Here is a 20977-nt window from a genome sequence, read left to right as displayed (position 1 = left end):
GGCAAATATACTGTATTTAAGTGACTTTTTTTTTTGAAAAAGCTTGTTTTTTCTGATGATTCTTTTTAAAGACTCTACAAAAACAACCGTATCCTTACGCTAAGACCGGACCATGTCTTAAAAACAAGAGGCTACCCTTAATAAGGATAGCCTCTCTTAATTATCTATAGCGATATTCTCTCTATAATTTACTATTCACATCAATAGCATTCAACTCTTCAAATGCTTGTTTTAAACGGGTTACAAAAGCATCTTCTCCCTTACGCAACCACACACGTGGATCATAATATTTCTTGTTTGGTGAATCAGCTCCTTCAGGGCTTCCAATTTGTCCCTGTAAGTAGTCATGGTTCTTTGCTTCGTAACCACGAACACCATCCCAAAATGCCCATTGCATATCTGTATCAATATTCATCTTGATCGCACCGTAAGAAATTGCTTCGGCAATCTCCTCTGGAGAAGATCCAGACCCCCCGTGGAATACAAAGTTAACAGGCTTAGCTGCTGACAAGCTGTATTTTTCACGTATATGATCTTGTGAATTCTTCAAAATAACCGGTTGTAGTTTCACATTTCCAGGCTTGTAAACGCCGTGCACATTACCAAAAGCAGCAGCTACGGTAAATTTATCAGAAACTTTTGACAACTCTTCGTAGGCATAAGCAACCTCTTCTGGCTGTGTATATAACTTAGAGCTATCCACATCGGAGTTATCTACCCCATCCTCTTCTCCACCTGTCACCCCCAACTCAATTTCTATAGTCATCCCTAGAGGTTTCATACGCTCTAAATAACGCTTAGACACTTCTATATTCTCTTCGATAGGTTCTTCTGACAAATCCAACATGTGCGAAGAAAACAAAGGCTTACCGTTTGTTGCAAAAAACTTCTCTCCTGCATCCAAAAGACCGTCAATCCAAGGCAGCAATTTCTTTGCAGCATGGTCAGTATGTAAAATAACAGCAACACCATAATGTTCTGCCAACAAGTGAACATGTTGCGCAGCTGAGACAGCTCCCAATATACAAGCTTTCAATCCGTCATTATTTAAAGACTTTCCTGCATAAAACTGAGCACCACCATTTGATAATTGAATGATCACCGGCGAATTCACAGCCTTTGCTGTCTCCATCACTGCATTAATAGAATTTGTACCTATTATGTTTACAGCTGGAAGTGCAAATTTATGTTCCTTAGCGATTTCAAACAATTCTTGAACTTGGTCCCCGGTTAGTACACCTTTATAATCTTTTAGGCTCATGATTTTTTTCTTTTAGTTTTACTTCTTTGATTGGATAAAGTTAAGTGTTTTAAATGAGAATGAAAATAGTAGTGTAAAAAATACACTAAGAAAACCTAATCAATAGCCTTTCATTCACCTGACAGCACTGCTACGGAAGAGATTTCTATTGCATATGAGAGCAAAATTATCTAAGTTTAACAAATATAAACTCAATTAAAATACGGCATGCTGGACATATACGGAATCAAAAATTGCAATACAGTAAAAAAGGCACTGGATTGGATGAATGAAAATCAAATTGCTTATACGTTTCACGATTACAAAAAGGAACCTGCTACCCTTAAAAAACTGGAAGCTTGGGAGAAAAGCGTCGGTTGGGAAAAATTAGTAAATAAAAAGGGTACAACCTGGAAAAAGTTAAGCCCGGAAGAGCAAGCTAAGGTCATCGATAGTGATTCGGCCAACCAGGTACTTCTAAGCAACAACAGCATGATTAAAAGACCCGTTATTGAGTTAAAAAACGACATAATATTAGGTTTCGATGAAACTATATATCAAGAAAAACTGGCAAAATAATGATTCGAAAAACATTCAGATATTTACTTTACATAGGTTTGGCATCACTTACGATCCCTGCCTTTGCTCAGCAAAAGAGTACTTATAATTATTCGGAAGCTTTCGGACCTAATTTCTATACTTCTAACGGTACAGAATACCGATCTGCAAGCGGCAAACCTGGTCCCGCTTACTGGCAGAATGCAGCCAGTTACGCTATAAAAGCAAAGCTGAATGATCAATTAGATCGAATTTCAGGATCGGTACAGATCAAATACACCAACAATAGCCCCGAAGACCTAGACTTTATCTGGCTTCAGTTGGACCAAAACCTCTTCAGCAACGAGTCTAGAGGACAAGCAACCATTCCTTTAACTGATAGTCGTTACGGTAGTTCGAATAATAAATTTGAAGGCGGTTATAAGATTAATAATATGAAGGTCTCGGGTCAGGATCAGACACCTTCTTACACAATATCCGATACACGTATGCGTGTAGACTTGGCAACTCCTCTAAAATCCAAAGGTGGAACTGTCACATTGAGTATGGATTTTGAATTTTCTATCCCTGAATATGGCGCGGACCGCACCGGAATTTTGACTACAGCTAATGGAAAGATTTATGCAATAGCGCAGTGGTACCCCCGTGTATGCGTATTCGATGATATTTTAGGATGGAATACCCATCCTTACACAGGACCTGGGGAATTTTACTTAGAGTTTGGAGATTACGATGTTGAGATTACAGCACCAGCCAACCATATTGTTGTATTAGGCGGCGAGCTCTTAAATCCATCGGAAGTCTGGACAACAGAACAACTGCAACGATACAACTCAGCAAAGACTTCAGATCGCACTTTGATGATACGCAACGAAGCGGAAGTTACTCAAAAATCCTCCCGTCCTAACAAAAAGGAATTAACATGGAAATATAATTTAAAAAACGCACACGATGTCGCCTGGGCATCATCGCCGGCATTTATCATAGATGCAGCCCGCATAAAACTACCTTCAGGAAAATCTGCCCTTGCAATGTCTGCTTACCCCAAAGAAAGTAATGGTGGAAATGCTTGGGAACGTTCGACTGAATATACGAAAGCATCCATTGAACATTACTCTCAAAAATGGTTTGAATACCCATACCCTGTCGCGGTAAATGTTGCATCTAATGTAGGAGGAATGGAATATCCAGCCCTTTCCTTTTGTGGTTACAAAGCCAAAGCAGGAAACTTATGGGGTGTAACAGATCATGAATTTGGACACAACTGGTTTCCAATGATCGTAGGCAGCAATGAAAGACTGCATGGCTGGATGGATGAGGGCTTTAATACATTCATCAACGACATCTCTACAGAAGTATTTAACAAAGGGGAATATGCGATGAAATACGGTAAAAAGAACAGCCTATCCTTAGCATTATTTAATCCTTCATTGGAACCTGTGATCAACAGCCCTCAAACGATGAAAGAGCGTAATATCGGGTACCTTGTATATTACAAACCTGCTTTTGCCCTACATTTGTTGAGGGACGAAATCATTGGAAAAGACAGATTTGACAAAGCTTTTCGTAAATATATCGAACACTGGGCTTATAAACATCCTTCACCAAATGATTTCTTCCGCACCATTGAGAATGAAACAGGTGAGAATCTAAATTGGTTCTGGCGAGGTCTTTTTCAGAATAACTGGCAGATGGATCAAGCTATTACAGACGTACGTTATGTGGAGCTTGACCCAGCAAAAGGAGCTATCGTGACCATAGAAAACCTAGACAAGCTCCCGATGCCTGTAGAACTAGAAGCTACCACTGAAAGTGGCAAAAAAATTACTGTTAAGCTACCTGTTGAAATTTGGGAACGAAATAACAAGTGGACGTTCAAGCTCCAAAGCACAGAAAAACTCACCCAAATAAAATTAGATCCACGTAGTGTTTTTCCAGACACTAACCCAGATAACAACACATGGCCAACAAAATAAAGATGAAGACGATAAAAAAAATATTAACAGCAATATGTTTGACAATTGGACTTCAATTGTCTACAGTACAAGCTCAGGAAATAAAGGGATTCGTCTACGAACTGGTAAGCAGTAATCCTCTTTGGAATACCACCATAAAAAACCTGAGAACGCAGCAAATCGTACAATCAGATAGAGATGGGAGTTTTAAAATCGGGGGAAAACTAAATGATTATCTTATTTTTTCGAACCCTGGATACAAACAAGACACTATATTCTATTACGAAGATAATATCCGACGGGTATACATGACGCGAGATGAGAGTTTAATTTTGATCGATGAAGTTGTGGTAAGTCGAATGACAGACAGCAGATTAGCAGCAGAAATTGCTAAAGCGCAAAACGAAGGTAAGGCCGTAGATGTAAGTCAACAACGAGGAGGTCTACGCGTTTCTCCATCCAGATTATTTGGCAAAAAAGCGAAAGAGGCCCGTAGTAACCTTAACTTGCTGATAGCTGAACGGGAGAAAAGGGAGATAGATCGCAGGTTCACGACACAGCTGATAGCCTCGACTGTACCATTGAGCCCCGATGAGATTGCACTCTTTAGAGAACGCTTCAGGCCTACGGTTGATTTCATCAAAAAGGCCTCTAACGAAGATTTAAAAGTACATATCCTCGACTCCTACAAAAAGTTTAAATCGGATAAGTAACTTCTTGATATGACGTTAAAATTAAGCAGTATAATTTCGATTTTGTGCTTAAGCTGCACTATGGCTTACGCACAAAAAGTCGATCGTGCCCTAGAACATAAAATAAAGAAGGAAATCAATGGTTTCCAAGGGGATGTTGGCATCTACGTGCATCAGCTTAAGACCAATAAAATCGTATCGATAAATGCGGACACGGTCTTTCCGACTGCCAGCATTGTTAAAGTGCCGATTTTAGTGGGTGTATTTCAAAAGATTGCTCAGGGAGAACTGAAACTAAACCAAGCGTTCAAATATTCGGACAAAAGGGCCTATGGAGGATCGGGACTCATGCAATTTTATAAAGACAGCGCACAAACGGATCTTTCTACAATGATTTCGCTCATGCTTACCTACAGTGACAATGTTACCTCTATCTGGCTCCAGGAGCTTTCTGGTGGCGGAGCAATGATCAACCCATTGATGGATCAATTAGGCTTAGAGCAGACAAAAGTCAACTCCAGAACTCCAGGCCGTGAAAAGATATGGGAAGAATACGGTTGGGGACAGACCACCCCTCGGGAAATGGCCAAACTGTTCACTTTAATCCGTAACGGACAAGTAGTAGATGCCCGCCATTCGGACAAGATGTATAGATACCTCAAGAACCAGTTTTACAACGGCAGATCCCTATCACAGCTACCTCCTGAGGTCAACGCTATTGCAAAAACCGGTTCTGTAGATCAAGCGCGGGGCGAGGTTATATTAGTCAATGCACCTAGCGGGGACTATGTATTCTGTATACTAACAAAAAATAATAAAGATGCTCGATGGACGGATGATAACGAAGCTGAGGAGTTAACAAGAAAACTCTCTAGCATAATCTGGAATCACTTTGAACCAAAGCATCCCTTTCAGAGCTTTAAGCCCATAAACTAAATAAGGTGTCCTAAAGGACACCTTATTTAGTTTATATCAAAATCTTATACTTAAGCTCGCTCTAAGCAAAAGAAACCTCTCCAAAGAACTGAGGTAAATGGAAATTAGGGCTAGCATTATCGATATTATTCCAGGCCATAAAGTGCGGATCAGGCAATCCATCACCACATTTATAAAAATTAGCATGGTATGTTTTGCCCGAAAAAGACACCTCTCCAAATATCCTTTTCGGGATTAAAAGGTAACTTTCCCATTTCTTGACACCATCCTTTTTCACTAACTGAACACAAGCATCGACACTATCAACTTGTTCATTGGACAATCTATTACGTTCTGATTTAACTGCCGGCCCATACCCTATCAGACCCGTGGCCAATACATTAAATTCAAAATTATAATAGGTTTGTTTTTGATCCAGTGAAAGAAAAAACTCTACACAGCTATCTTCCCATACATTTTCATTCGGACGCATATATTGGCCTTTTACAAACTCCTCTTCGACGTCGAAATGCAGATAAATGAAATGCTCAGAATGAGCCATTTGAAATCTAGTTTGCGGACGATTCGGAAATTCAGATTCCCAGGGGCATTGATCGATAGCATTCCAAGGAAGCTGTGCGAATACCGCTTCTAATTTATTAAAATCGGCAATAGTATCCGTTATCTTTTCAACAGTGAGCTTTTTCATTTGTCTATAATTATTCGTGCATTTAATTGTTTTCTCGATGGAACTCATAATCCGTTAGCTAACGGAACGTTTTGATTTTCAAATGTCAATATCTTGTCCCAACGAGTCGGTATGGAATAACCAAACTTAACTAAAATCCGTTATATCCTAGAATGCCTACAACAAAACCATAAGACCATCGAATCAATTTTGAATGTTATTGATTGATTAAGCTCTGACTTAAGATTTCCTTCAGCTCCTCCTCGCAAGCTTCCAATTCTTTCACCAATTTCAACTGCGTATTCGTTCTGACCAAATTATGATCTGCATAATGTGTCTTATAATAAAGATCACCATCGATGTAATCGGTTAAAAACCGAACAGCCTGCATATAAGGCAACAACAAAACACCATACCACAGTGACTCGATTTCCTTTTCTGTCAAAAAGTCCTTGGCCTCGCTGAAATATCCATCCGTATAAGCCTGAAATAAAGGCACATTTAAAACCACCTTACTCAGATCTTTTTCATCTTCTGCGGCAGAATTTATAATGGTACGAATAGCGTCTCCAAAATCATAAGCGATATACCCTGGCATTACTGTATCCAAATCAATAACACATTGTACGTTATCATCCTGATCCAACAATACATTATTAAATTTGGTATCATTATGCGTGATACGCACTGGCAATTCATTATTTTTGCCCATCATGATAATTCGACGCATGCGTTCTTCACGCTCAAAGATATAATCCAGAATCTCTTTAACTTCATCTAGACGACCTGCTTTGTTTTCCGTTATCGCTTTTCTTAAGTTAGACAGACGAAAGTCAATATTATGAAAATTGGGCAATATTTCAACCAATTTAGTTGCATCCAATGTAGAGAGTTGCTTTTGAAATCTTCCAAACGCCAATCCCCCAGAAAAAGCCTGACGGGCAGTCTCCACAATGTCATAACTTTTGGTCCCTTCCAATAGAATGAAAACCCTCCAGTATTCACCATTAGCATCTTGAAGATACTTTGCTCCTGCTTTCGTAGGGATAATGGTCAGTGTACATTTATCAACATCAACTACCTCTCCTTTCAGAACAGATTTAAGATGCGTAGTGACTAGGTCAATATTGTGCATCAACCCCTCCACATTGGGAAAGATATTATGGTTAATCCGTTGCAGTAAATAGGAAGTTTTTTCATCTTCCATCTTAAGTCTAAAAGTATCATTGATATGCCCAGACCCAAAACGCTCTATACTAACAACCTTACTATTTAATTCAAAATTACTTGCTACACTCTCCACTTCCTCGGAATCGTACACTGACATAGATAAGATTTATAATTATTTTATTCAAAAACAGTTTAAATTAATGCAATATCCATAATTCAAAACATTAAAGAAAGCTTTTTTTTCAATCAAACGTTTGCACAATTTAAGATAATATATACTAGAATATTCTACGTTTTATTTTACCGATTTACTATATTCGTAAAATATACCCTGTATATCCACATGATAACTGAAATAATCATTATTCTTCTACTCATTTTATTAAATGGTATTTTCTCTGCGTCCGAAATTGCTATTGTCTCCAGCCGAAAAGCTCGATTACAAGCTGCAGCTGGCAATAATCTCGGAGCAAAACGGGCTTTAAAACTAAAAGAGCACCCCAATCAATTCCTTTCTACCGTACAGATTGGCATCACTTTAATCGGTATATTGACAGGTTTTTTCTCTGGTGGATCTATCTCCACCTATATTGCAGATGTGTTACAAACCATTCCTGCACTAGCTCCATATAGCCAATCCCTTTCGGTACTTCTTGTTGTAATCTGTATTACATACCTATCATTGGTCATAGGCGAACTCGTTCCTAAACGTATCGGGATGGCAATTCCCGAAAAATATGCGGCTCTGGTAGCAATCCCCATGGATACGCTGAGCAAAATCGTTAAGCCCTTTGTGTGGGTATTATCTGCCTCCACCGATTTCATCGTAAAACTACTTAATATCAAAGTTTCGAAAAATACCGTTACCGAAGAGGAAATCAAGGCACTCGTAGATGAAGGTGTGGATAGCGGCATCATTGAAGATTTTGAACACGACATGGTAGACCGTATTCTTAACATCGGAGATAAGAAGGCGATCAATATGATGGTACACCGCAGCGATATCGCTTATTTAGATCTCGAGGACTCTATTGAGGATATCAAAGCATACATCATTAAGAATGAGCACACCGAATATCCGGTATGTGACGGCAATTTTGACCAAATAAAAGGCATAGTACATGCCAAGAGCCTATTGAAAGCCATTTTAAATGAAGGCAAAATAGACTTGGAGAAGTTGGTCCATCCAATTCCATTTGTCAATGAAAATAGCAGTATCTATTCCGTTCTTGAAGTTCTAAAGTATGGAAGCGTACTACAAGCTGTAGTCATTGATGAATACGGCAGTCCACAAGGAATAATAACGTTAAAAGATATTATGACCGGTTTGGTCGGAGGGTTTGATGAATATTCATCCAACAGCAAATCCAAGCTATTCAGACAACGTGAAGACGGCACCTATATCCTTGAAGGCCGTTATCAACTCGACGATTTTTTTGAAAAATTCGAAATTGGGATTTCCGAAGAAGATGAAGAAGAGCTTGGTAATATCACCACCCTTGCAGGACTTGTTTTTTTGTTACTAGACCATATGCCTACCGAAGGAGAAACTGTATTTTATAAAGACTATCGCCTAGAAGTATTAGATATGGATGGTAACCGCATAGACAAAATTGCTTTATCCAAGATACACGACAACAACAACGAAATATCGAATATAGACTAACTCCGATATTGATCGACGACAGCCAACAGTTGTGCCTTGGTGAGTAATCCACTTTGTCGCCATACTTGCGTGCCATCTTTGTATAGAATCATAGTGGGCACTCCCTGTACGGCAAAGTTTTTGGCTAAAGCTTGATTTCGGTCTACATCAACCTTCAATATGGACAACTGCTCGCCAAAGTGATCTTTCACCTCTTTTAATATAGGAGCCAGTGTCTGGCAAGGTCCACACCAAGCTGCAGAAAAGTCAATAAGCACCAATTTATTTTTTTGAATTAATTCGTTAAAATTTGCCATATTATTACAACAACCAATAAAGTTATCTTTTGTTTTAAAATCATGCTGTCTTCCGACTACTTGAAAGGAATACAGAGCTTTTCCAAATCTTCAATATCTCCCTGAAACATATTCAAATCGACGTACCCCTTAATTCCGGAGACTGCTCCCCGTTCTGAAAACTGCCAAAAATCCCAATGTCTTTTGGGTTTTTCGACCCAAAAATTATAGTTTGCTATCCACAACGTATAATCTGCAAATTCCTTTTCCAAAAAATCAGAAAAATAACTATCCCCCGAATACACGATAGGTTTTACTTTATAATGTTCTTCCACCTTATCCAACCACCGCTTCAATCCCACCTTCAAACTATCCATGGACTGACTCTTGGGCCGCTCTTCGATATCAAGGACAGGTGGTAAGTCTCCCGATTCCAGCTTCACTGTATTGATAAAATTCTGAGCTTGCTTTACTGAATTTTCATTAGGTCTGAAATAGTGATATGCTCCACGCAGCTTGTTGTGCTGTTGTGCCCCAATCCAGTTTTTCTGAAATCTTTTATCCTTATTCCGCTGTCCCATAGTGGCACGGACAAAAATAAAATCCACGGGAAACTCTCCATTAATATGCACGACCGAAGGCCAATCGATCTTACCTTGGTATTCGCTCACGTCTACACCAAAAATTTTGTCACGATGTTCAGACATCAGAAATATATTTCGAGCGTCGTGCTTATTTTTATCCGAATCCGTAAAGCGGGCTTCTTTCCCGACCAGCGCTTTGAAATAATAAAAAATACCTGTGCGATAATGCCAGATTGCAAACAGAAAAATCAAGCCAATGGGTATAAGAATACTCCAAATCAAATAAGGCTTTCTATCATTGGCCCCTGACACCAATTTATCCTTGCTCCTTTTCTGATATTTTGCCATATTGCACCGAAAATAATGTATTTATCAGTTCCAAACAATACTTTTATATATGAAATATCCATTTCGCACAATTTACACAACCAAAAATAGCTGTACTTTGGATATTCCATATAGCCTTTAAAGAACAATTAATTTATATATGAAAGTTTACAATCCTAAAGATTGGTTTAATCTCATCGGCTACTTTTACAAATCGGATTATATCAAAAAAATAGCCCCTTTATTGGTTCTTACTGCATTATTTTCCTGGGGAGTGGCCTATCTCGAGTTAGAATACCTCAAACTATCGGACAAGAGTTGGGTCAAGAATATTACAATAGTTCATAGTTTATTGGGATTCGTACTATCCTTGATCTTAGTATTTAGAACCAATACGGCTTACGACCGCTGGTGGGAGGCCCGCAAACAATGGGGGGCATTGACCAATGTCAGTCGTTCACTGGCGATCAAACTCAATGCTATGTTACCTCCGGATGACAAAGTAAATCGTAGCTTCTACCGAAAAGCAATACCGCTCTATGCCGAGACGCTGTACAACTTCCTGCGTTCAGATTATACCAAGTTTATGCTCGATGAAGCCTTACACCCAGAACTAAATGCACTGGATGACAAGAAGCACGGTCCCAATCAAGTCGCATCGCTTATATTCCGGAAGACAAACAATCTTTACGAACAGCAAATCATTACGGGAGAACAGTTCCGAATGCTCAATGATGAGATCACCGCAATGACGGGGGTATGTGGAGCCTGCGAAAGAATAAAGAACACGCCAATACCAATTGCATACAGTTCTTTCATCAAAATATTTATCATCATTTACACGGCTACTTTGCCTTTTGGTTACGTATTTTCAATTGGTTATTTTGTAACACTTGCAGTTCCTTTTATCTTTTATGTCCTTATCAGCATCGAGATGATTGGTGAATCTATTGAAGAACCGTTTGGTCGGGATTCGGACGATCTACCTATTGATAAAATCACTGCCAACATAAAAAAACATAGCGGAGAACTACTTTTACCTTGATTTTTACCGATTTTTAATTGCTACAACAGGCAAAAACAAATTAATCACTCTCATTTTCAGCCGGTAAGAAGTAATAGCTAATTTTAGTTTTGCAGAATTAGTTAGTTTTTCTACTTTTGTGGCGGAGAGCTGGCAGAGTGGTCGAATGCGGCGGTCTTGAAAACCGTTAACTGTCACAGGTTCGGGGGTTCGAATCCCTCGCTCTCCGCCAAACAAACGACAAAGCCTGACATTAGTCAGGTTTTGTCGTTTTATAGCTTTTTGACAAACACAGTTTAAGGCAAAAAGAGGAAAACTACAAAAGAAATGAGCGAAGCGAATGCTTTGGGTTTATTTGAAGCCTCCCCAATTGGGGCTGACCGAAGGTAATCCCTCGCTCTCCGCAGAAAAACCTTCATCGAAAGATGGAGGTTTTTTGCGTTTAGAGAGATAAGAACCCAAGGGTTCGATTCTTGAAGGTTCTGGATAGTGTTTGGGCATTAGAGAGAAGAGAAACAGAAAGCATGGTCGTATCGCATTAAAGGTTTCATTTTATTCCCTGAGTCCGAGTCTCTCCTATGTTTCATACTATATTCACGGTCTATATACTCCCAATACACGATCAAAAGCAGGTATTAGCAAGGTGTATCTAATATATTTGCAACTTGAATCCATGTCTAACTTGGACTTGACCTGGACTCACTCTGGACTCATTGCGGAGACAATGTACTTTACGTCTATGTTTACAGTGTCTCTTTAGCAAGTTATTGGTACAGTATTCTCACCATCAATAACAGGGGCTTCAATTACATTGAAGCCCCTGTTATTGATGAAATACGACACTTGCTAAATTTAATTACCGCTGGTTCTTTTGGCTTTGATATTAGTCGGCCACTCCATCTGTTTGCCCTGCTTATCTATCGGCAAAACTATTTTCTCGCGCGATACCAACTCAGGCTCTTCGCAGGCCAAATACGTTAGGATAGCGACGATAATTGCATTTTGCTTTACTTCATCGAAGACTATTTTATCATATGTATCACGGTTGGTATGCCAAGTCAACTTCCCATAATCCCATGAGGTAGACGACAGACCAAAAGCTGGTATACCTCTTTGAACAAAGGAAGAATGGTCACTTCCACCGGTGCCCGGCATACCAGGAAATGTTGTCTGGATTTCACGTCGAAAGTCTTCTGGCAAATATTGAAGCCAACGGCCGATGTATTCATACGATCTTTCAAATCCACTACCGGCAATACGTACAATACGTCCGGTACCGTTATCCTGATTCCATACGACCTGAATATTTTTAGCTATCTCCGGATGATCTTCTACAAAAGCGGAAGAACCATTTAATCCCTGCTCTTCGCTACCCCAGTTTCCAACAAGGATTGTCCTTTTATTCTCGGGATATACTTTTCGCAAGATACGTACGGCTTCCATCATCGTGATGACACCAGTAGCATTGTCTGTAGCCCCAGTTCCTCCATCCCAAGAATCCAGATGGGCAGACAAAACTACATATTCATTCGGCTTTTCCTTGCCCTTGATTTCCGCTATACTGTTATAAGTTTTCGTTGTTCCAAGCTCCTTTGAGTTCCCCTCTAAAAGTACTCGGGGCTTGATCCCTCGTTCGGCCATACGATATAGCAAACCGTAATCCTCTAACGCAATATTAAAGACTGGAATCTGCTTTGACTTTGCATCAAATATCCGGGTTAATCCCGGCAACTCGGTCCAATAAGAGTCAATCACACCCACTGCACCGGCCGTCTCTAGAATCATAGGTATAGTGCGTCTTGTGTTCTCGGTATAGGTCATACTGAGATCCCATTTCTTTTGCTGTTCACTTTTCAGTAGCTGATAACTTTCATATCCTTTTGCAGAGGCGGATTCTTTCCAATTGGCATCCGATCGGCCCGATAGAGGGTTCATTCCGATAAGCACAATCTTGCCTTTAACGGTCTTTAACCAAGCTTGAAAGTCTGCAGCAGAATTAAATACGGGCATCGCGATCACTTCAGCCTCCACCCCCTTGCCTTTTGTCATCGGACTAAACGCCAATTGCGTACCTTCTAAAGATTTTATTCTCGGAAACATCATTGTCGCCTGCGAGGTACCTCTATCCCACGATCGCCATTCGCCATAAACTTCATTGCGCGCCTCTACACCTAGTGCCGTATACTGCTTTACAACCCAGTCGTGCGCTTGTTGCATCTGTGGACTCCCTACCATACGCGGTCCAATCATATCCACCAATTCAAAAGCATAGTTTTCTAATTGCGAATTTGTATTTGCTTCCTGAACGATAGCAGAAACTATTGCGTCCTTATTCTGCGCAAAAACAGAAGTACTACATGCCAGCGTACACGCTAGCCCCAATGATTTTAAAGTAGAATGTTTAGATAATATTATTCGCATCAGTGTATAAATTGTTTGATTAGTTTTCTTGTAATTTACCAAAGATAATTCACTAATTTTGAAAACAGCGAACCAAAATTGCTGAAAGAAAGACACTATAAAATATTAATAAATTCAAGATCTCTTTCGGTATCGGCATAGGTTTTGAACTGCTGTAAAAAGAAAGATTTCACATCCTCCACGCCACAGTATTTTTTCAAAAAACTAGCAACATCGTCTTTTCTACTATCTTCTCTTCGCATAAATTCCTTAAGAGCCTGCTCTCCTTTCTTTTCGATAAAATAGTTAGTCGCTATTGCATTAAAGACAAAATGAGGATTTGTTTCATCATCGTAATAATAAAAGGCATTCAAATCATCTAAAATTTTAGGATTTTCAAGGATGTATGGAGCTAGTTTACGTAAATGATACATGATAGGTTTGCCTGCAGCTCCGCCTACCAAATTGGTAAAGCCATCCATCACTATAGCTGGGTACTTTGGATACAATACGGTTAATAGGCGTAAAAGCTCATGTTTGTGTAACATAGCATCCGAACTAAACAAGATACGGTTTTTAGGATCGGTCAAGCCACATACTGTGCTTTTGGTGGACATCATATTGGCAACATAATCGTAACCTCGCATGTAAAATAAGGCCTCACATCCAGGGGCATAGATGTATCGTAACTTAAAGGGAAGTTCTTTTCCAAAGTAAGTTTCTATTTTTCTTACATAGTTATTTATTTGATCGATGTCCTTTGCTGAAAAGGGGTAATCTTTTGGATAATAAAAATCAAAGTATTGATCTTCTTTAAACTGATAGTTTTCATTGTCGAGTCTAAATCCAAGGATGTCCTGCATTTTCAAGCCAGATGAAGTCTCTTTGATAATATAGTTCTGTATCGCATACACCATGGTAGAAGCACTATCTATATTTGTTTCCAACATCACTTTGACGTTATATTGATTATCGGACACCTTTGACAATCCCAAAATTGTCTGTATTCGATAAGAAAACATACTGTAAAGCCATGGCTCATAGCTATCGTTTCTAGGCAGGTTAAAATTATTTTGCGGGGACCAAAAATCAGCATCGTCTTTCCCCGCAGACTTCGTTTCGATATATTTTCCAAAAAAATCTATCAGACCCCTATTTAAGGCACTTATGGTATCTACATTATTAAACCTAAATTTCATTTGCGAAAAACAACTCGTTGAAAACAGCAAAAAAATGACCAAACTGAAGATGTGTCTTTTTATCATAAGAAGTGAATAACAATCTAAATTAAACAAAAGATAACTTATTCCGCCTATGTACTCACTTTTTAACACGTATCTCCCTGACCAAACTCGGTAAAACTATAGTCTCATTTTTCACCGAAATATTCGGTGATTTTACCGAGAAATAGAAAATATTGGTCGAAAGATCATTTTGTCCTGACAGATTCTACGCTACTTTTGAATCAACAAAATACGACAAGAGTTAAAATATAAAATAACAACAACTAAAAAAAATTACAACTATGAAACGGACTATCGCAACCATCGCAACATTATTCACACTAGCATTTTCTTTCAGTTCTTTTGCAAAAGAAACAACCAATCCGCTAAAAGATCTGAATACAAAGAAAATCGCACTTACCTATGTAGAGGCTATCTCGTTAGGTAATATTGATTTCAATAAGCACCTTTTTACAGCGGACTTTGAGTATACAAATGCAGCAGTCAACCAGTCTTCAAACAGATCTGAATACCTAGCATTCTTGAAAGCAAACAAGGACATTAAGTACAACTGTAAAACCACCTACGAAATATTAGACGAAGCTGGTGCTACATCCGTAGCAAAAGCCACGATGAAATTTGAGAATTTCACCCGTGTAGATTACATTACTATGGTACAGACTAAAGAGGGATGGAAAGTAAGTAAAGTAGTAACCACATACCCATAGTAGTCAACTATTTTTATCTGGAAGAGTTAATTTTCTATATACCTAAGGCTCCGAAAAATCGGAGCCTTTTTTGATTCGTAAAAGTTTCAATGGTATCCTCCCCTACTTTATCAATCAAAATCGCTTTCCATAAATTAAATACCTTTTCATCATTCATGGATAGAATGATTAGCTAGCTAATTATTTTTCCACATAGTTTTCATACTTTTACAGCATGAGTAATAATGATATTATGAAAAAGCTCCGTGTAGCTTTAAAATTTACAGACGACGATATTATTGAGGTATTATCCTTGGTGGACTTTAGAGTAACAAAAACCGAGTTGGGTGCAATATTCCGCAAAGATGATCACCCAAATTTCAAGCCTTGTGGCGATCAACTACTCCGAAATTTTCTAAACGGACTAATTATTTATAAGCGTGGTCCAAGGGTTAATCCTAATTCAAAGTCATCAACTGACAAAGAAGAACAAAAGCACAATGAAAAATAACATAACAACTATAGCCTTTGATGCAGATGATACCTTATGGATAAATGAACCCTATTTTCAGGAAGCTGAGAAACATTTCTGTACACTTCTTGAGCATTATTTACAAATCTGAAACTATTCTTCATACCGCTTTAGCATATCAATATGTAAGATACCGTCTTCATCGTAAGGTTCTCCCTGAGGTTCAAAGCCCAAAGACTGATACATAGCTAGCAGATGGTACTGCGCCCCTATTCTTATATCGGATTTACCAAAAATAGCATAACACGACTGTATAGCTTCTTTCACAATCGTTTTTCCCAATCCCAATCCTCTGAAATCCGGATTGACAAGCACTCTTCCTAGAGAGACTTCTTCGTAAGAAAGACCTGCTGGTACCACCCGACTGTATGCAGTCAATTTGCTACCAATATACAGCATCACATGATGGCATGCCTTATCTTTACCATCTATATCTTGATAGATACAACTTTGTTCTACCACAAATACCTCACTTCTTAAACGCAGTATCTCATAGAGTTCTACATTGGTCAACTCCTCAAAAGTCTTAATTCCTATCCGCTGTTCCATTATGTTCCTTTTTTCATAACATTGTTCTTTATTATTGACATTCAAAAGCTCACCCTACACGATCGGGTTCAGTTCATCTCTGTTGGTGATGCAGTAGCATCATGAAAGTTTTATTTATGCCGTGGTTGGCAAATTTAGGGATTGTTGTGTTATAATACATAAACTAATGACTAATCTACCTAATTCTAAAAAATACAAGTAGGATTTACATTCCTTGTTAAAATAGGCTATTAAAAACTAGCTACTACTTATATTTTTAGATATGATCACTATATTTAGGTCGAATTTCTCAAACACGACTTTTAGAAAAGAAAACCTATGATGGACGACAAAGACCCAATGAAGAAACTGGCTGAACAACTCCGCTGTCCTTCTGGGCATCAAGCAGAAACCATTGCAGACAATATGTTTAAATCCAATCATAATATGATACAAGAGACTATCCAAACGTTAGCATTGGAGAATCAGAGCGTCATACTAGAAATAGGTTTTGGTAATGGCAAGCATATCGCTCAACTGCTTGATATATCTCCCAATATAAAATACTATGGGATCGAGATCTCCGAAGCGATGCATAACCTGGCTATCTATCATAACCAGTCTGCTGTCGAATCGGATAGGGCTTACTTTGAAAAGGTAGACGGCAGTGGCTTACTTCCGTTTTCTGACAACCAGTTCACGCATATATTTTCTGTAAACACCTTATATTTCTGGCCTGACATCGACCTGTCACTGCGAGAAATATACCGCACGTTACAAGATGAAGGGCAATTGGTACTGACCTTCGTGGAAAAAGAATTTGGAGTAAAGCTTCCTTTTACGCAACATGGTTTCTCCTTGTATACAGACGATGAAATCGCTAATTACCTTCATCAGATTGGATTTGAAGATATACAGTCAATGACCTATACCGACGATACAACGAGTAAAGATGGTACACCTGTAAAGCGTACTTTTCTAACAGTATATGCCGTAAAAAGTGAGCGCGATTAATCGCTTGTCTACATGATGCTAAAATGTCTAAACATCATCAGCCCCCCGATTCCTATGGAAACAAAAGGATAGCCTTTCTGTAAGGGCATGGCATAGTCATAACCTACTCTACAATGGAAAAAACCTTGGTATTCCACATAGAGATGTGGGCTAACTCTAAACTGATTGTCTATTCCTTTATTAAAATCAAACAGATACCCGGTCTGCACATTGGCCGAGACCAAGAAATCTTTGTATCTATTATCGACTATATACCTTACAAAGCCCACTTGTGGAGCTAATCCAGAAGGCTGTCTGGGGTTTTTGCTGGTGTAATCTACGCCTACAGTAAAATCGTAGTTCTTATCATTGTCAAACACAAGTGGCAAATTTAGAGCAGCCTGAAACATAGGCCGTCGATCCTATTTCATTCCTAAACTAAAGATTTGGGCAGAAGCTTCCGATATACCAAAAAATCCGGTTAATAATAGACACAAACAAAATCCCTTCATAGACAAAGTATAGCAATATATATGCCCTAATTTACGGGTATGGTTATTTTTTATTCGGCAAACTATTACAAATCGAACATTAGTCTGTGAAAATTGAACATTTATTGGTTGGACGAAAAGCATAACTTTGTATATTCAGTCCTAACGGTTACCAAAACAACAGTACGATGAAGTTACCTTTTGAATCTTATAGCCCAAGTTGGAAAACAATATTTGAAGCACTCGAGGAAGAGCTCAGCAAAAAATTAGCTAATATCTCTCCCCGTATCGAACATATTGGTAGTACATCGGTAGAAGGTCTTTCCGCTAAACCTATCATTGATATTATGGTGGGGGTAGGAAACAATAGTGACTTGGATTTAGTCCCTCTCTTATTAAACAGTGGGGCTTATGTTTACTACGAGAAATATAATGATGATACGCCTTACCGTCGCTTTTTTGTGCGATTGAGCGCAAATGCCCGAGAACTAGGATTACCTGATATCATTGGCCCTGCAGATGAAATACCAGAACAAATGCATGATCATACTTTGCGTATAGCACATATTCATGTTATCCCTATTGATTCTGAACATTGGCTAAGACATATCGCCTTTCGGGACTATCTTCGTACCCACCGAGCTGTCTTAGATGCGTACCAACAACTCAAAGAAAGGTTGATACAGCAAGATTGGGAAGATAGCAACGATTACAATGCAGGAAAGGACGCCTTTTTAAAGAAAGAAGAAGAGAATGCCCTACAGTGGTATAAAGAATTAGAACAGTAATGACACAAGAAAACATACAAATCAGCGGAGACAATTATTCGCTCTATATACAATATCAAAAAGAAGAAACGCTACGCTTGGAATTTAACCGGATGACAAACGAGTTCTGGGGATTTGATTTTGAAAACTACTATCAATCGGGCTATTGGGATGAAAAGTGTATTCTGTATTCGCTTTTTGATGGCGATAAGATTATATCCCACGCCACCGTTAGTCTTTTTGACGTTATGCTAATGGGGGAGCAAAAAAAACTAGCACAAATAGGTACCGTCATGACAGACACGCTTTATCAGAAAAGAGGACTTGGCCGCTTCTTGATGAAACGGATACAGGCAGACTTTGCGGATAAGATTGATGGCATGTTCTTATTTGCCAATGAAACAGTGTTGGACTATTACCCAAAATTTGGCCTGGTCCCTGCTTCTGAGTTTATTGCAGTACAGCAAGGCGCTGACATCAAATCAAATTCTCAATTATCGAATCGAAAACTGAACCTTGATGATACTGACGATCTGAATCTATTTGAGCGTTTGGTTGAAAGTAGTATCTCTAACAGTGCTCTTACCTGTAAGAGTAAAGGCCTTAGCTTTTTTTACACTTACGCTTATCCCGATATGGGCTATAAGGACTCACTCTATTTCATCCCAGAACTAGATTGCGCTGTAGTAGTGGAACTAGAGGCGAGCAACTTACGTATCGTTGAGCTTTTTAGTGCCAATAAGGTTAACCTACAGGAGGTCATTGCTTCATTAGGGAACTTTACCTTTGATAAGATCGCTTTGGGTTTTACACCTCTTCAGGACGGATTTGACTTTGAGGTATGGCAGGACGATGACTTGCACCTTTTTGTCTCGCCAAATCTGAGACAGGCTTTCGATGAAAACAAACTTGTTATCCCCTTCTTATCACACACGTAACATCGACCAGAAATATATGCAAATACGAAGACTAACGAATCAGGATATCCCAGACTTACTTCTTGCCATCAATGTTGCGTTTGCGGACTATATTGTTCCGTTCCAGTTGAATAGTGAACAGCTGGATTTTAAAATGACATCCGAAGACATTCAAATGGACTATTCGGTCGGTGTCTTTGAAGATGGAAAATTAGTTGCATTTATAATGCATGGGGTACGTCCTATAGATAATGGCTATAAGGTATATAATGCGGGGACGGGTGTACTACCTGATTACCGAGGAAGGGGGCTTGTGGGACACATGTACGCTTATATCGTTCCTTTTCTTCAAGCTCAAGGAGTGAAAGAAATGGTTCTGGAGGTTATTGAAAGTAATCAGTCTGCTATCCGTGCCTATGAAAAAGAAGGCTTTACGATAAAGCGTAAGCTATTGTGCTTTTCGGGTACACTGAAAGAATCTAAAGGGAATAACGCAGCGTTACTGAAGCCTTTGTCTTCTCTCCCTTGGGGTACGCTATCGGATTTTTGGGATATTACACCAAGCTGGCAAAGTGATACCCGAAGTATGCAACTTGTACCTCCGTCTATCCTCGGGGCTTTTATAGCGGATGAACTGGTGGGGTATGTTCTTTTTAATACGACAAAAAGAAGAATATACCAACTCGCTGTAAATCCTAACCAACGCCGTAAAGGAGTGGCCCAACAGCTTATTGCAGCTATAGAGCAGCAGATTCCAGAAGAATCCATACAAATAAACAATCTGGACGAAGCTGCCGCTGATTTAAAACAACTCTTGAAAAAACAAGGGCTTCAAAATGATATTAATCAATTGGAGATGACCAAAAGTATTTAAACCAATGATACGATTAGCAGAAGAACGAGACTATGACCGTATGGTCGATATTTGGCTGGCTGCTTCTATCAAAGCGCATCACTTTATCCCTGAAGGATATTGGAAAGATGGAGCTTCTGATATGAAGCAAATCTATCTACCTCAAAGTCAATCTTGGGTCCTCGAGGATGAAAACGGCTGTATACAGGGCTTTGCATCGTTAATAGATAATCACATCGCTGCTTTATTCGTGGCGACCGATCAACAGGGAAACGGCTTGGGTTCTCATCTATTACGATTTGTAAAAACAAAATCAAGGCTGTTGACATTAAATGTCTATACGGAGAATACTGCTGCAGTTGATTTCTATCGGCAGCATGGTTTTCAGGTGAATGAAGAGCTGATAGACGAAGCGACTTCGGCCAAAGACCTTAAGATGAGCTGGAACAGTAGTTTATTATAACAATCGAAA

Annotated in this window: 23 protein-coding genes and 1 tRNA gene; 14 read left to right on the top strand and 10 right to left on the bottom strand. The window is 39.1% G+C overall.

Annotation, left to right across the window (positions count from 1 at the left end; all coding sequences use genetic code 11):
* Nucleotides 1-181 precede the first annotated feature (181 nt).
* Complete coding sequence (fbaA, locus tag B5X76_RS14675; protein ID WP_079644153.1) at nucleotides 182-1261, bottom strand: class II fructose-bisphosphate aldolase; 1080 nt, start codon at nucleotides 1259-1261, stop codon at nucleotides 182-184.
* A gap of 207 nt (nucleotides 1262-1468) precedes the next feature.
* Between fbaA and B5X76_RS14670 the strand changes: the two genes are divergently transcribed.
* The 4 genes from B5X76_RS14670 to B5X76_RS14655 are packed head-to-tail and all read left to right on the top strand — an operon-like array spanning nucleotide 1469 to nucleotide 5381.
* Nucleotides 1469-1819, top strand: coding sequence for a Spx/MgsR family RNA polymerase-binding regulatory protein (locus tag B5X76_RS14670; RefSeq protein WP_176141096.1), 351 nt, complete (start codon nucleotides 1469-1471; stop codon nucleotides 1817-1819).
* Entirely contained in the window at nucleotides 1819-3774 is a 1956-nt protein-coding gene (locus tag B5X76_RS14665) for a M1 family metallopeptidase (RefSeq protein ID WP_079644152.1), read from the top strand. The genes B5X76_RS14670 and B5X76_RS14665 overlap by 1 nt, the downstream gene beginning before the upstream one ends.
* Before the next feature lie 2 nt (nucleotides 3775-3776).
* Entirely contained in the window at nucleotides 3777-4466 is a 690-nt protein-coding gene (locus B5X76_RS14660; protein ID WP_139375331.1) for a peptidase associated/transthyretin-like domain-containing protein, read from the top strand.
* A gap of 60 nt (nucleotides 4467-4526) precedes the next feature.
* Entirely contained in the window at nucleotides 4527-5381 is an 855-nt protein-coding gene (locus tag B5X76_RS14655) for a serine hydrolase (RefSeq protein ID WP_245801055.1), read from the top strand.
* Between the two features lie 61 nt (nucleotides 5382-5442).
* On the opposite strand, the gene B5X76_RS14650 is transcribed toward B5X76_RS14655, so the two are convergent.
* Together B5X76_RS14650 and B5X76_RS14645 are read right to left on the bottom strand one after the other, a co-directional pair.
* The gene (locus B5X76_RS14650; RefSeq protein WP_176141095.1) at nucleotides 5443-6069 is read right to left on the bottom strand and encodes a carbohydrate-binding family 9-like protein; all 627 of its coding nucleotides are present in this window, start codon (nucleotides 6067-6069) and stop codon (nucleotides 5443-5445) included.
* Nucleotides 6070-6265: 196 nt separating this feature from the next.
* On the bottom strand, nucleotides 6266-7375 hold the full coding sequence (locus tag B5X76_RS14645) for a phosphotransferase enzyme family protein (protein ID WP_079644145.1): 1110 nt from the start codon (nucleotides 7373-7375) through the stop codon (nucleotides 6266-6268).
* Between the two features lie 186 nt (nucleotides 7376-7561).
* Here B5X76_RS14645 and B5X76_RS14640 point away from each other — a divergent pair, with 186 nt between their 5' ends.
* The gene (locus B5X76_RS14640) at nucleotides 7562-8884 is read left to right on the top strand and encodes a hemolysin family protein (protein ID WP_079644143.1); all 1323 of its coding nucleotides are present in this window, start codon (nucleotides 7562-7564) and stop codon (nucleotides 8882-8884) included.
* Here B5X76_RS14640 and trxA read toward each other — a convergent pair.
* Together trxA and B5X76_RS14630 are read right to left on the bottom strand one after the other, a co-directional pair.
* A complete protein-coding gene (gene trxA, locus B5X76_RS14635; RefSeq protein WP_079644141.1) occupies nucleotides 8881-9180 on the bottom strand; it encodes a thioredoxin in 300 nt (99 codons plus the stop codon). The genes B5X76_RS14640 and trxA overlap by 4 nt on opposite strands.
* A gap of 56 nt (nucleotides 9181-9236) precedes the next feature.
* Nucleotides 9237-10091, bottom strand: a complete 855-nt coding sequence (locus B5X76_RS14630) for a glycoside hydrolase family 25 protein (protein WP_079644139.1) — start codon at nucleotides 10089-10091, stop codon at nucleotides 9237-9239.
* Nucleotides 10092-10230: 139 nt separating this feature from the next.
* Between B5X76_RS14630 and B5X76_RS14625 the strand changes: the two genes are divergently transcribed.
* Together B5X76_RS14625 and B5X76_RS14620 are read left to right on the top strand one after the other, a co-directional pair.
* Nucleotides 10231-11115: a bestrophin family protein gene (locus tag B5X76_RS14625; RefSeq protein WP_079644137.1), complete on the top strand. Its 885-nt coding sequence runs from the start codon at nucleotides 10231-10233 to the stop codon at nucleotides 11113-11115.
* Nucleotides 11116-11238: 123 nt separating this feature from the next.
* Nucleotides 11239-11326: transfer RNA gene (locus B5X76_RS14620), tRNA-Ser, on the top strand.
* A 119-nt stretch (nucleotides 11327-11445) separates the two neighbouring features.
* On the opposite strand, the gene B5X76_RS22020 is transcribed toward B5X76_RS14620, so the two are convergent.
* The 3 genes from B5X76_RS22020 to B5X76_RS14610 all read right to left on the bottom strand — a co-directional run bounded on the left by B5X76_RS22020 (nucleotide 11446) and on the right by B5X76_RS14610 (nucleotide 14693).
* Nucleotides 11446-11595, bottom strand: coding sequence for a hypothetical protein (locus B5X76_RS22020; RefSeq protein WP_176141094.1), 150 nt, complete (start codon nucleotides 11593-11595; stop codon nucleotides 11446-11448).
* Nucleotides 11596-11946: 351 nt separating this feature from the next.
* Entirely contained in the window at nucleotides 11947-13515 is a 1569-nt protein-coding gene (locus B5X76_RS14615) for a M20/M25/M40 family metallo-hydrolase (protein WP_245801054.1), read from the bottom strand.
* Nucleotides 13516-13610: 95 nt separating this feature from the next.
* Nucleotides 13611-14693 (bottom strand): hypothetical protein, encoded by a 1083-nt coding sequence (locus B5X76_RS14610; protein ID WP_079644135.1) that lies wholly within the window; start codon nucleotides 14691-14693, stop codon nucleotides 13611-13613.
* A 326-nt stretch (nucleotides 14694-15019) separates the two neighbouring features.
* Here B5X76_RS14610 and B5X76_RS14605 point away from each other — a divergent pair, with 326 nt between their 5' ends.
* The gene (locus B5X76_RS14605) at nucleotides 15020-15445 is read left to right on the top strand and encodes a nuclear transport factor 2 family protein (protein ID WP_079644133.1); all 426 of its coding nucleotides are present in this window, start codon (nucleotides 15020-15022) and stop codon (nucleotides 15443-15445) included.
* A gap of 214 nt (nucleotides 15446-15659) precedes the next feature.
* Nucleotides 15660-15935 (top strand): DUF1456 family protein, encoded by a 276-nt coding sequence (locus tag B5X76_RS14600; protein WP_079644131.1) that lies wholly within the window; start codon nucleotides 15660-15662, stop codon nucleotides 15933-15935.
* Nucleotides 15936-16049: 114 nt separating this feature from the next.
* Here the strand turns inward: B5X76_RS14600 and B5X76_RS14595 are convergent, their stop codons facing one another.
* Nucleotides 16050-16505 (bottom strand): GNAT family N-acetyltransferase, encoded by a 456-nt coding sequence (locus tag B5X76_RS14595; RefSeq protein WP_079644130.1) that lies wholly within the window; start codon nucleotides 16503-16505, stop codon nucleotides 16050-16052.
* A gap of 318 nt (nucleotides 16506-16823) precedes the next feature.
* Between B5X76_RS14595 and B5X76_RS14590 the strand changes: the two genes are divergently transcribed.
* Nucleotides 16824-17498, top strand: a complete 675-nt coding sequence (locus B5X76_RS14590; protein WP_079644128.1) for a class I SAM-dependent methyltransferase — start codon at nucleotides 16824-16826, stop codon at nucleotides 17496-17498.
* An 8-nt stretch (nucleotides 17499-17506) separates the two neighbouring features.
* Here the strand turns inward: B5X76_RS14590 and B5X76_RS14585 are convergent, their stop codons facing one another.
* Entirely contained in the window at nucleotides 17507-17887 is a 381-nt protein-coding gene (locus tag B5X76_RS14585) for a hypothetical protein (protein WP_079644126.1), read from the bottom strand.
* Between the two features lie 269 nt (nucleotides 17888-18156).
* On the opposite strand from B5X76_RS14585, the gene B5X76_RS14580 reads away from it, so the two are divergent.
* The 4 genes from B5X76_RS14580 to B5X76_RS14565 are packed head-to-tail and all read left to right on the top strand — an operon-like array spanning nucleotide 18157 to nucleotide 20968.
* The gene (locus tag B5X76_RS14580; protein ID WP_079644124.1) at nucleotides 18157-18756 is read left to right on the top strand and encodes a GrpB family protein; all 600 of its coding nucleotides are present in this window, start codon (nucleotides 18157-18159) and stop codon (nucleotides 18754-18756) included.
* The gene (locus B5X76_RS14575; protein WP_079644122.1) at nucleotides 18756-19673 is read left to right on the top strand and encodes a GNAT family N-acetyltransferase; all 918 of its coding nucleotides are present in this window, start codon (nucleotides 18756-18758) and stop codon (nucleotides 19671-19673) included. The genes B5X76_RS14580 and B5X76_RS14575 overlap by 1 nt, the downstream gene beginning before the upstream one ends.
* A 16-nt stretch (nucleotides 19674-19689) precedes the next feature.
* Nucleotides 19690-20526, top strand: coding sequence for a GNAT family N-acetyltransferase (locus B5X76_RS14570; protein WP_176141093.1), 837 nt, complete (start codon nucleotides 19690-19692; stop codon nucleotides 20524-20526).
* A 4-nt stretch (nucleotides 20527-20530) separates the two neighbouring features.
* Nucleotides 20531-20968 carry an N-acetyltransferase gene (locus B5X76_RS14565; protein WP_079644118.1) on the top strand — a complete coding sequence of 146 codons (438 nt, stop codon included), beginning with the start codon at nucleotides 20531-20533 and terminating at the stop codon, nucleotides 20966-20968.
* Nucleotides 20969-20977 lie beyond the last annotated feature (9 nt).

Origin of the sequence: Sphingobacterium nematocida, from assembly GCF_900168125.1 — a bacterium.
GTDB lineage: Bacteria > Bacteroidota > Bacteroidia > Sphingobacteriales > Sphingobacteriaceae > Sphingobacterium > Sphingobacterium nematocida.
The sequence above is the reverse complement of the archived record's forward strand: the minus strand, read 5'-3'. Positions and strand labels throughout refer to the sequence as shown.

Bases quoted from the DNA above. Each gene is read 5' to 3' on its own strand.
- fbaA (WP_079644153.1), bottom strand. From the start codon at position 1,261: ATGAGCCTAAAAGATTATAAAGGTGTACTAACCGGGGACCAAGTTCAA.
- B5X76_RS14670 (WP_176141096.1), top strand. From the start codon at position 1,469: ATGCTGGACATATACGGAATCAAAAATTGCAATACAGTAAAAAAGGCA.
- B5X76_RS14665 (WP_079644152.1), top strand. From the start codon at position 1,819: ATGATTCGAAAAACATTCAGATATTTACTTTACATAGGTTTGGCATCA.
- B5X76_RS14660 (WP_139375331.1), top strand. From the start codon at position 3,777: ATGAAGACGATAAAAAAAATATTAACAGCAATATGTTTGACAATTGGA.
- B5X76_RS14655 (WP_245801055.1), top strand. From the start codon at position 4,527: ATGGCTTACGCACAAAAAGTCGATCGTGCCCTAGAACATAAAATAAAG.
- B5X76_RS14650 (WP_176141095.1), bottom strand. From the start codon at position 6,069: ATGAAAAAGCTCACTGTTGAAAAGATAACGGATACTATTGCCGATTTT.
- B5X76_RS14645 (WP_079644145.1), bottom strand. From the start codon at position 7,375: ATGTCAGTGTACGATTCCGAGGAAGTGGAGAGTGTAGCAAGTAATTTT.
- B5X76_RS14640 (WP_079644143.1), top strand. From the start codon at position 7,562: ATGATAACTGAAATAATCATTATTCTTCTACTCATTTTATTAAATGGT.
- trxA (WP_079644141.1), bottom strand. From the start codon at position 9,180: ATGGCAAATTTTAACGAATTAATTCAAAAAAATAAATTGGTGCTTATT.
- B5X76_RS14630 (WP_079644139.1), bottom strand. From the start codon at position 10,091: ATGGCAAAATATCAGAAAAGGAGCAAGGATAAATTGGTGTCAGGGGCC.
- B5X76_RS14625 (WP_079644137.1), top strand. From the start codon at position 10,231: ATGAAAGTTTACAATCCTAAAGATTGGTTTAATCTCATCGGCTACTTT.
- B5X76_RS22020 (WP_176141094.1), bottom strand. From the start codon at position 11,595: ATGCCCAAACACTATCCAGAACCTTCAAGAATCGAACCCTTGGGTTCT.
- B5X76_RS14615 (WP_245801054.1), bottom strand. From the start codon at position 13,515: ATGCGAATAATATTATCTAAACATTCTACTTTAAAATCATTGGGGCTA.
- B5X76_RS14610 (WP_079644135.1), bottom strand. From the start codon at position 14,693: ATGAAATTTAGGTTTAATAATGTAGATACCATAAGTGCCTTAAATAGG.
- B5X76_RS14605 (WP_079644133.1), top strand. From the start codon at position 15,020: ATGAAACGGACTATCGCAACCATCGCAACATTATTCACACTAGCATTT.
- B5X76_RS14600 (WP_079644131.1), top strand. From the start codon at position 15,660: ATGAGTAATAATGATATTATGAAAAAGCTCCGTGTAGCTTTAAAATTT.
- B5X76_RS14595 (WP_079644130.1), bottom strand. From the start codon at position 16,505: ATGGAACAGCGGATAGGAATTAAGACTTTTGAGGAGTTGACCAATGTA.
- B5X76_RS14590 (WP_079644128.1), top strand. From the start codon at position 16,824: ATGATGGACGACAAAGACCCAATGAAGAAACTGGCTGAACAACTCCGC.
- B5X76_RS14585 (WP_079644126.1), bottom strand. From the start codon at position 17,887: ATGTTTCAGGCTGCTCTAAATTTGCCACTTGTGTTTGACAATGATAAG.
- B5X76_RS14580 (WP_079644124.1), top strand. From the start codon at position 18,157: ATGAAGTTACCTTTTGAATCTTATAGCCCAAGTTGGAAAACAATATTT.
- B5X76_RS14575 (WP_079644122.1), top strand. From the start codon at position 18,756: ATGACACAAGAAAACATACAAATCAGCGGAGACAATTATTCGCTCTAT.
- B5X76_RS14570 (WP_176141093.1), top strand. From the start codon at position 19,690: ATGCAAATACGAAGACTAACGAATCAGGATATCCCAGACTTACTTCTT.
- B5X76_RS14565 (WP_079644118.1), top strand. From the start codon at position 20,531: ATGATACGATTAGCAGAAGAACGAGACTATGACCGTATGGTCGATATT.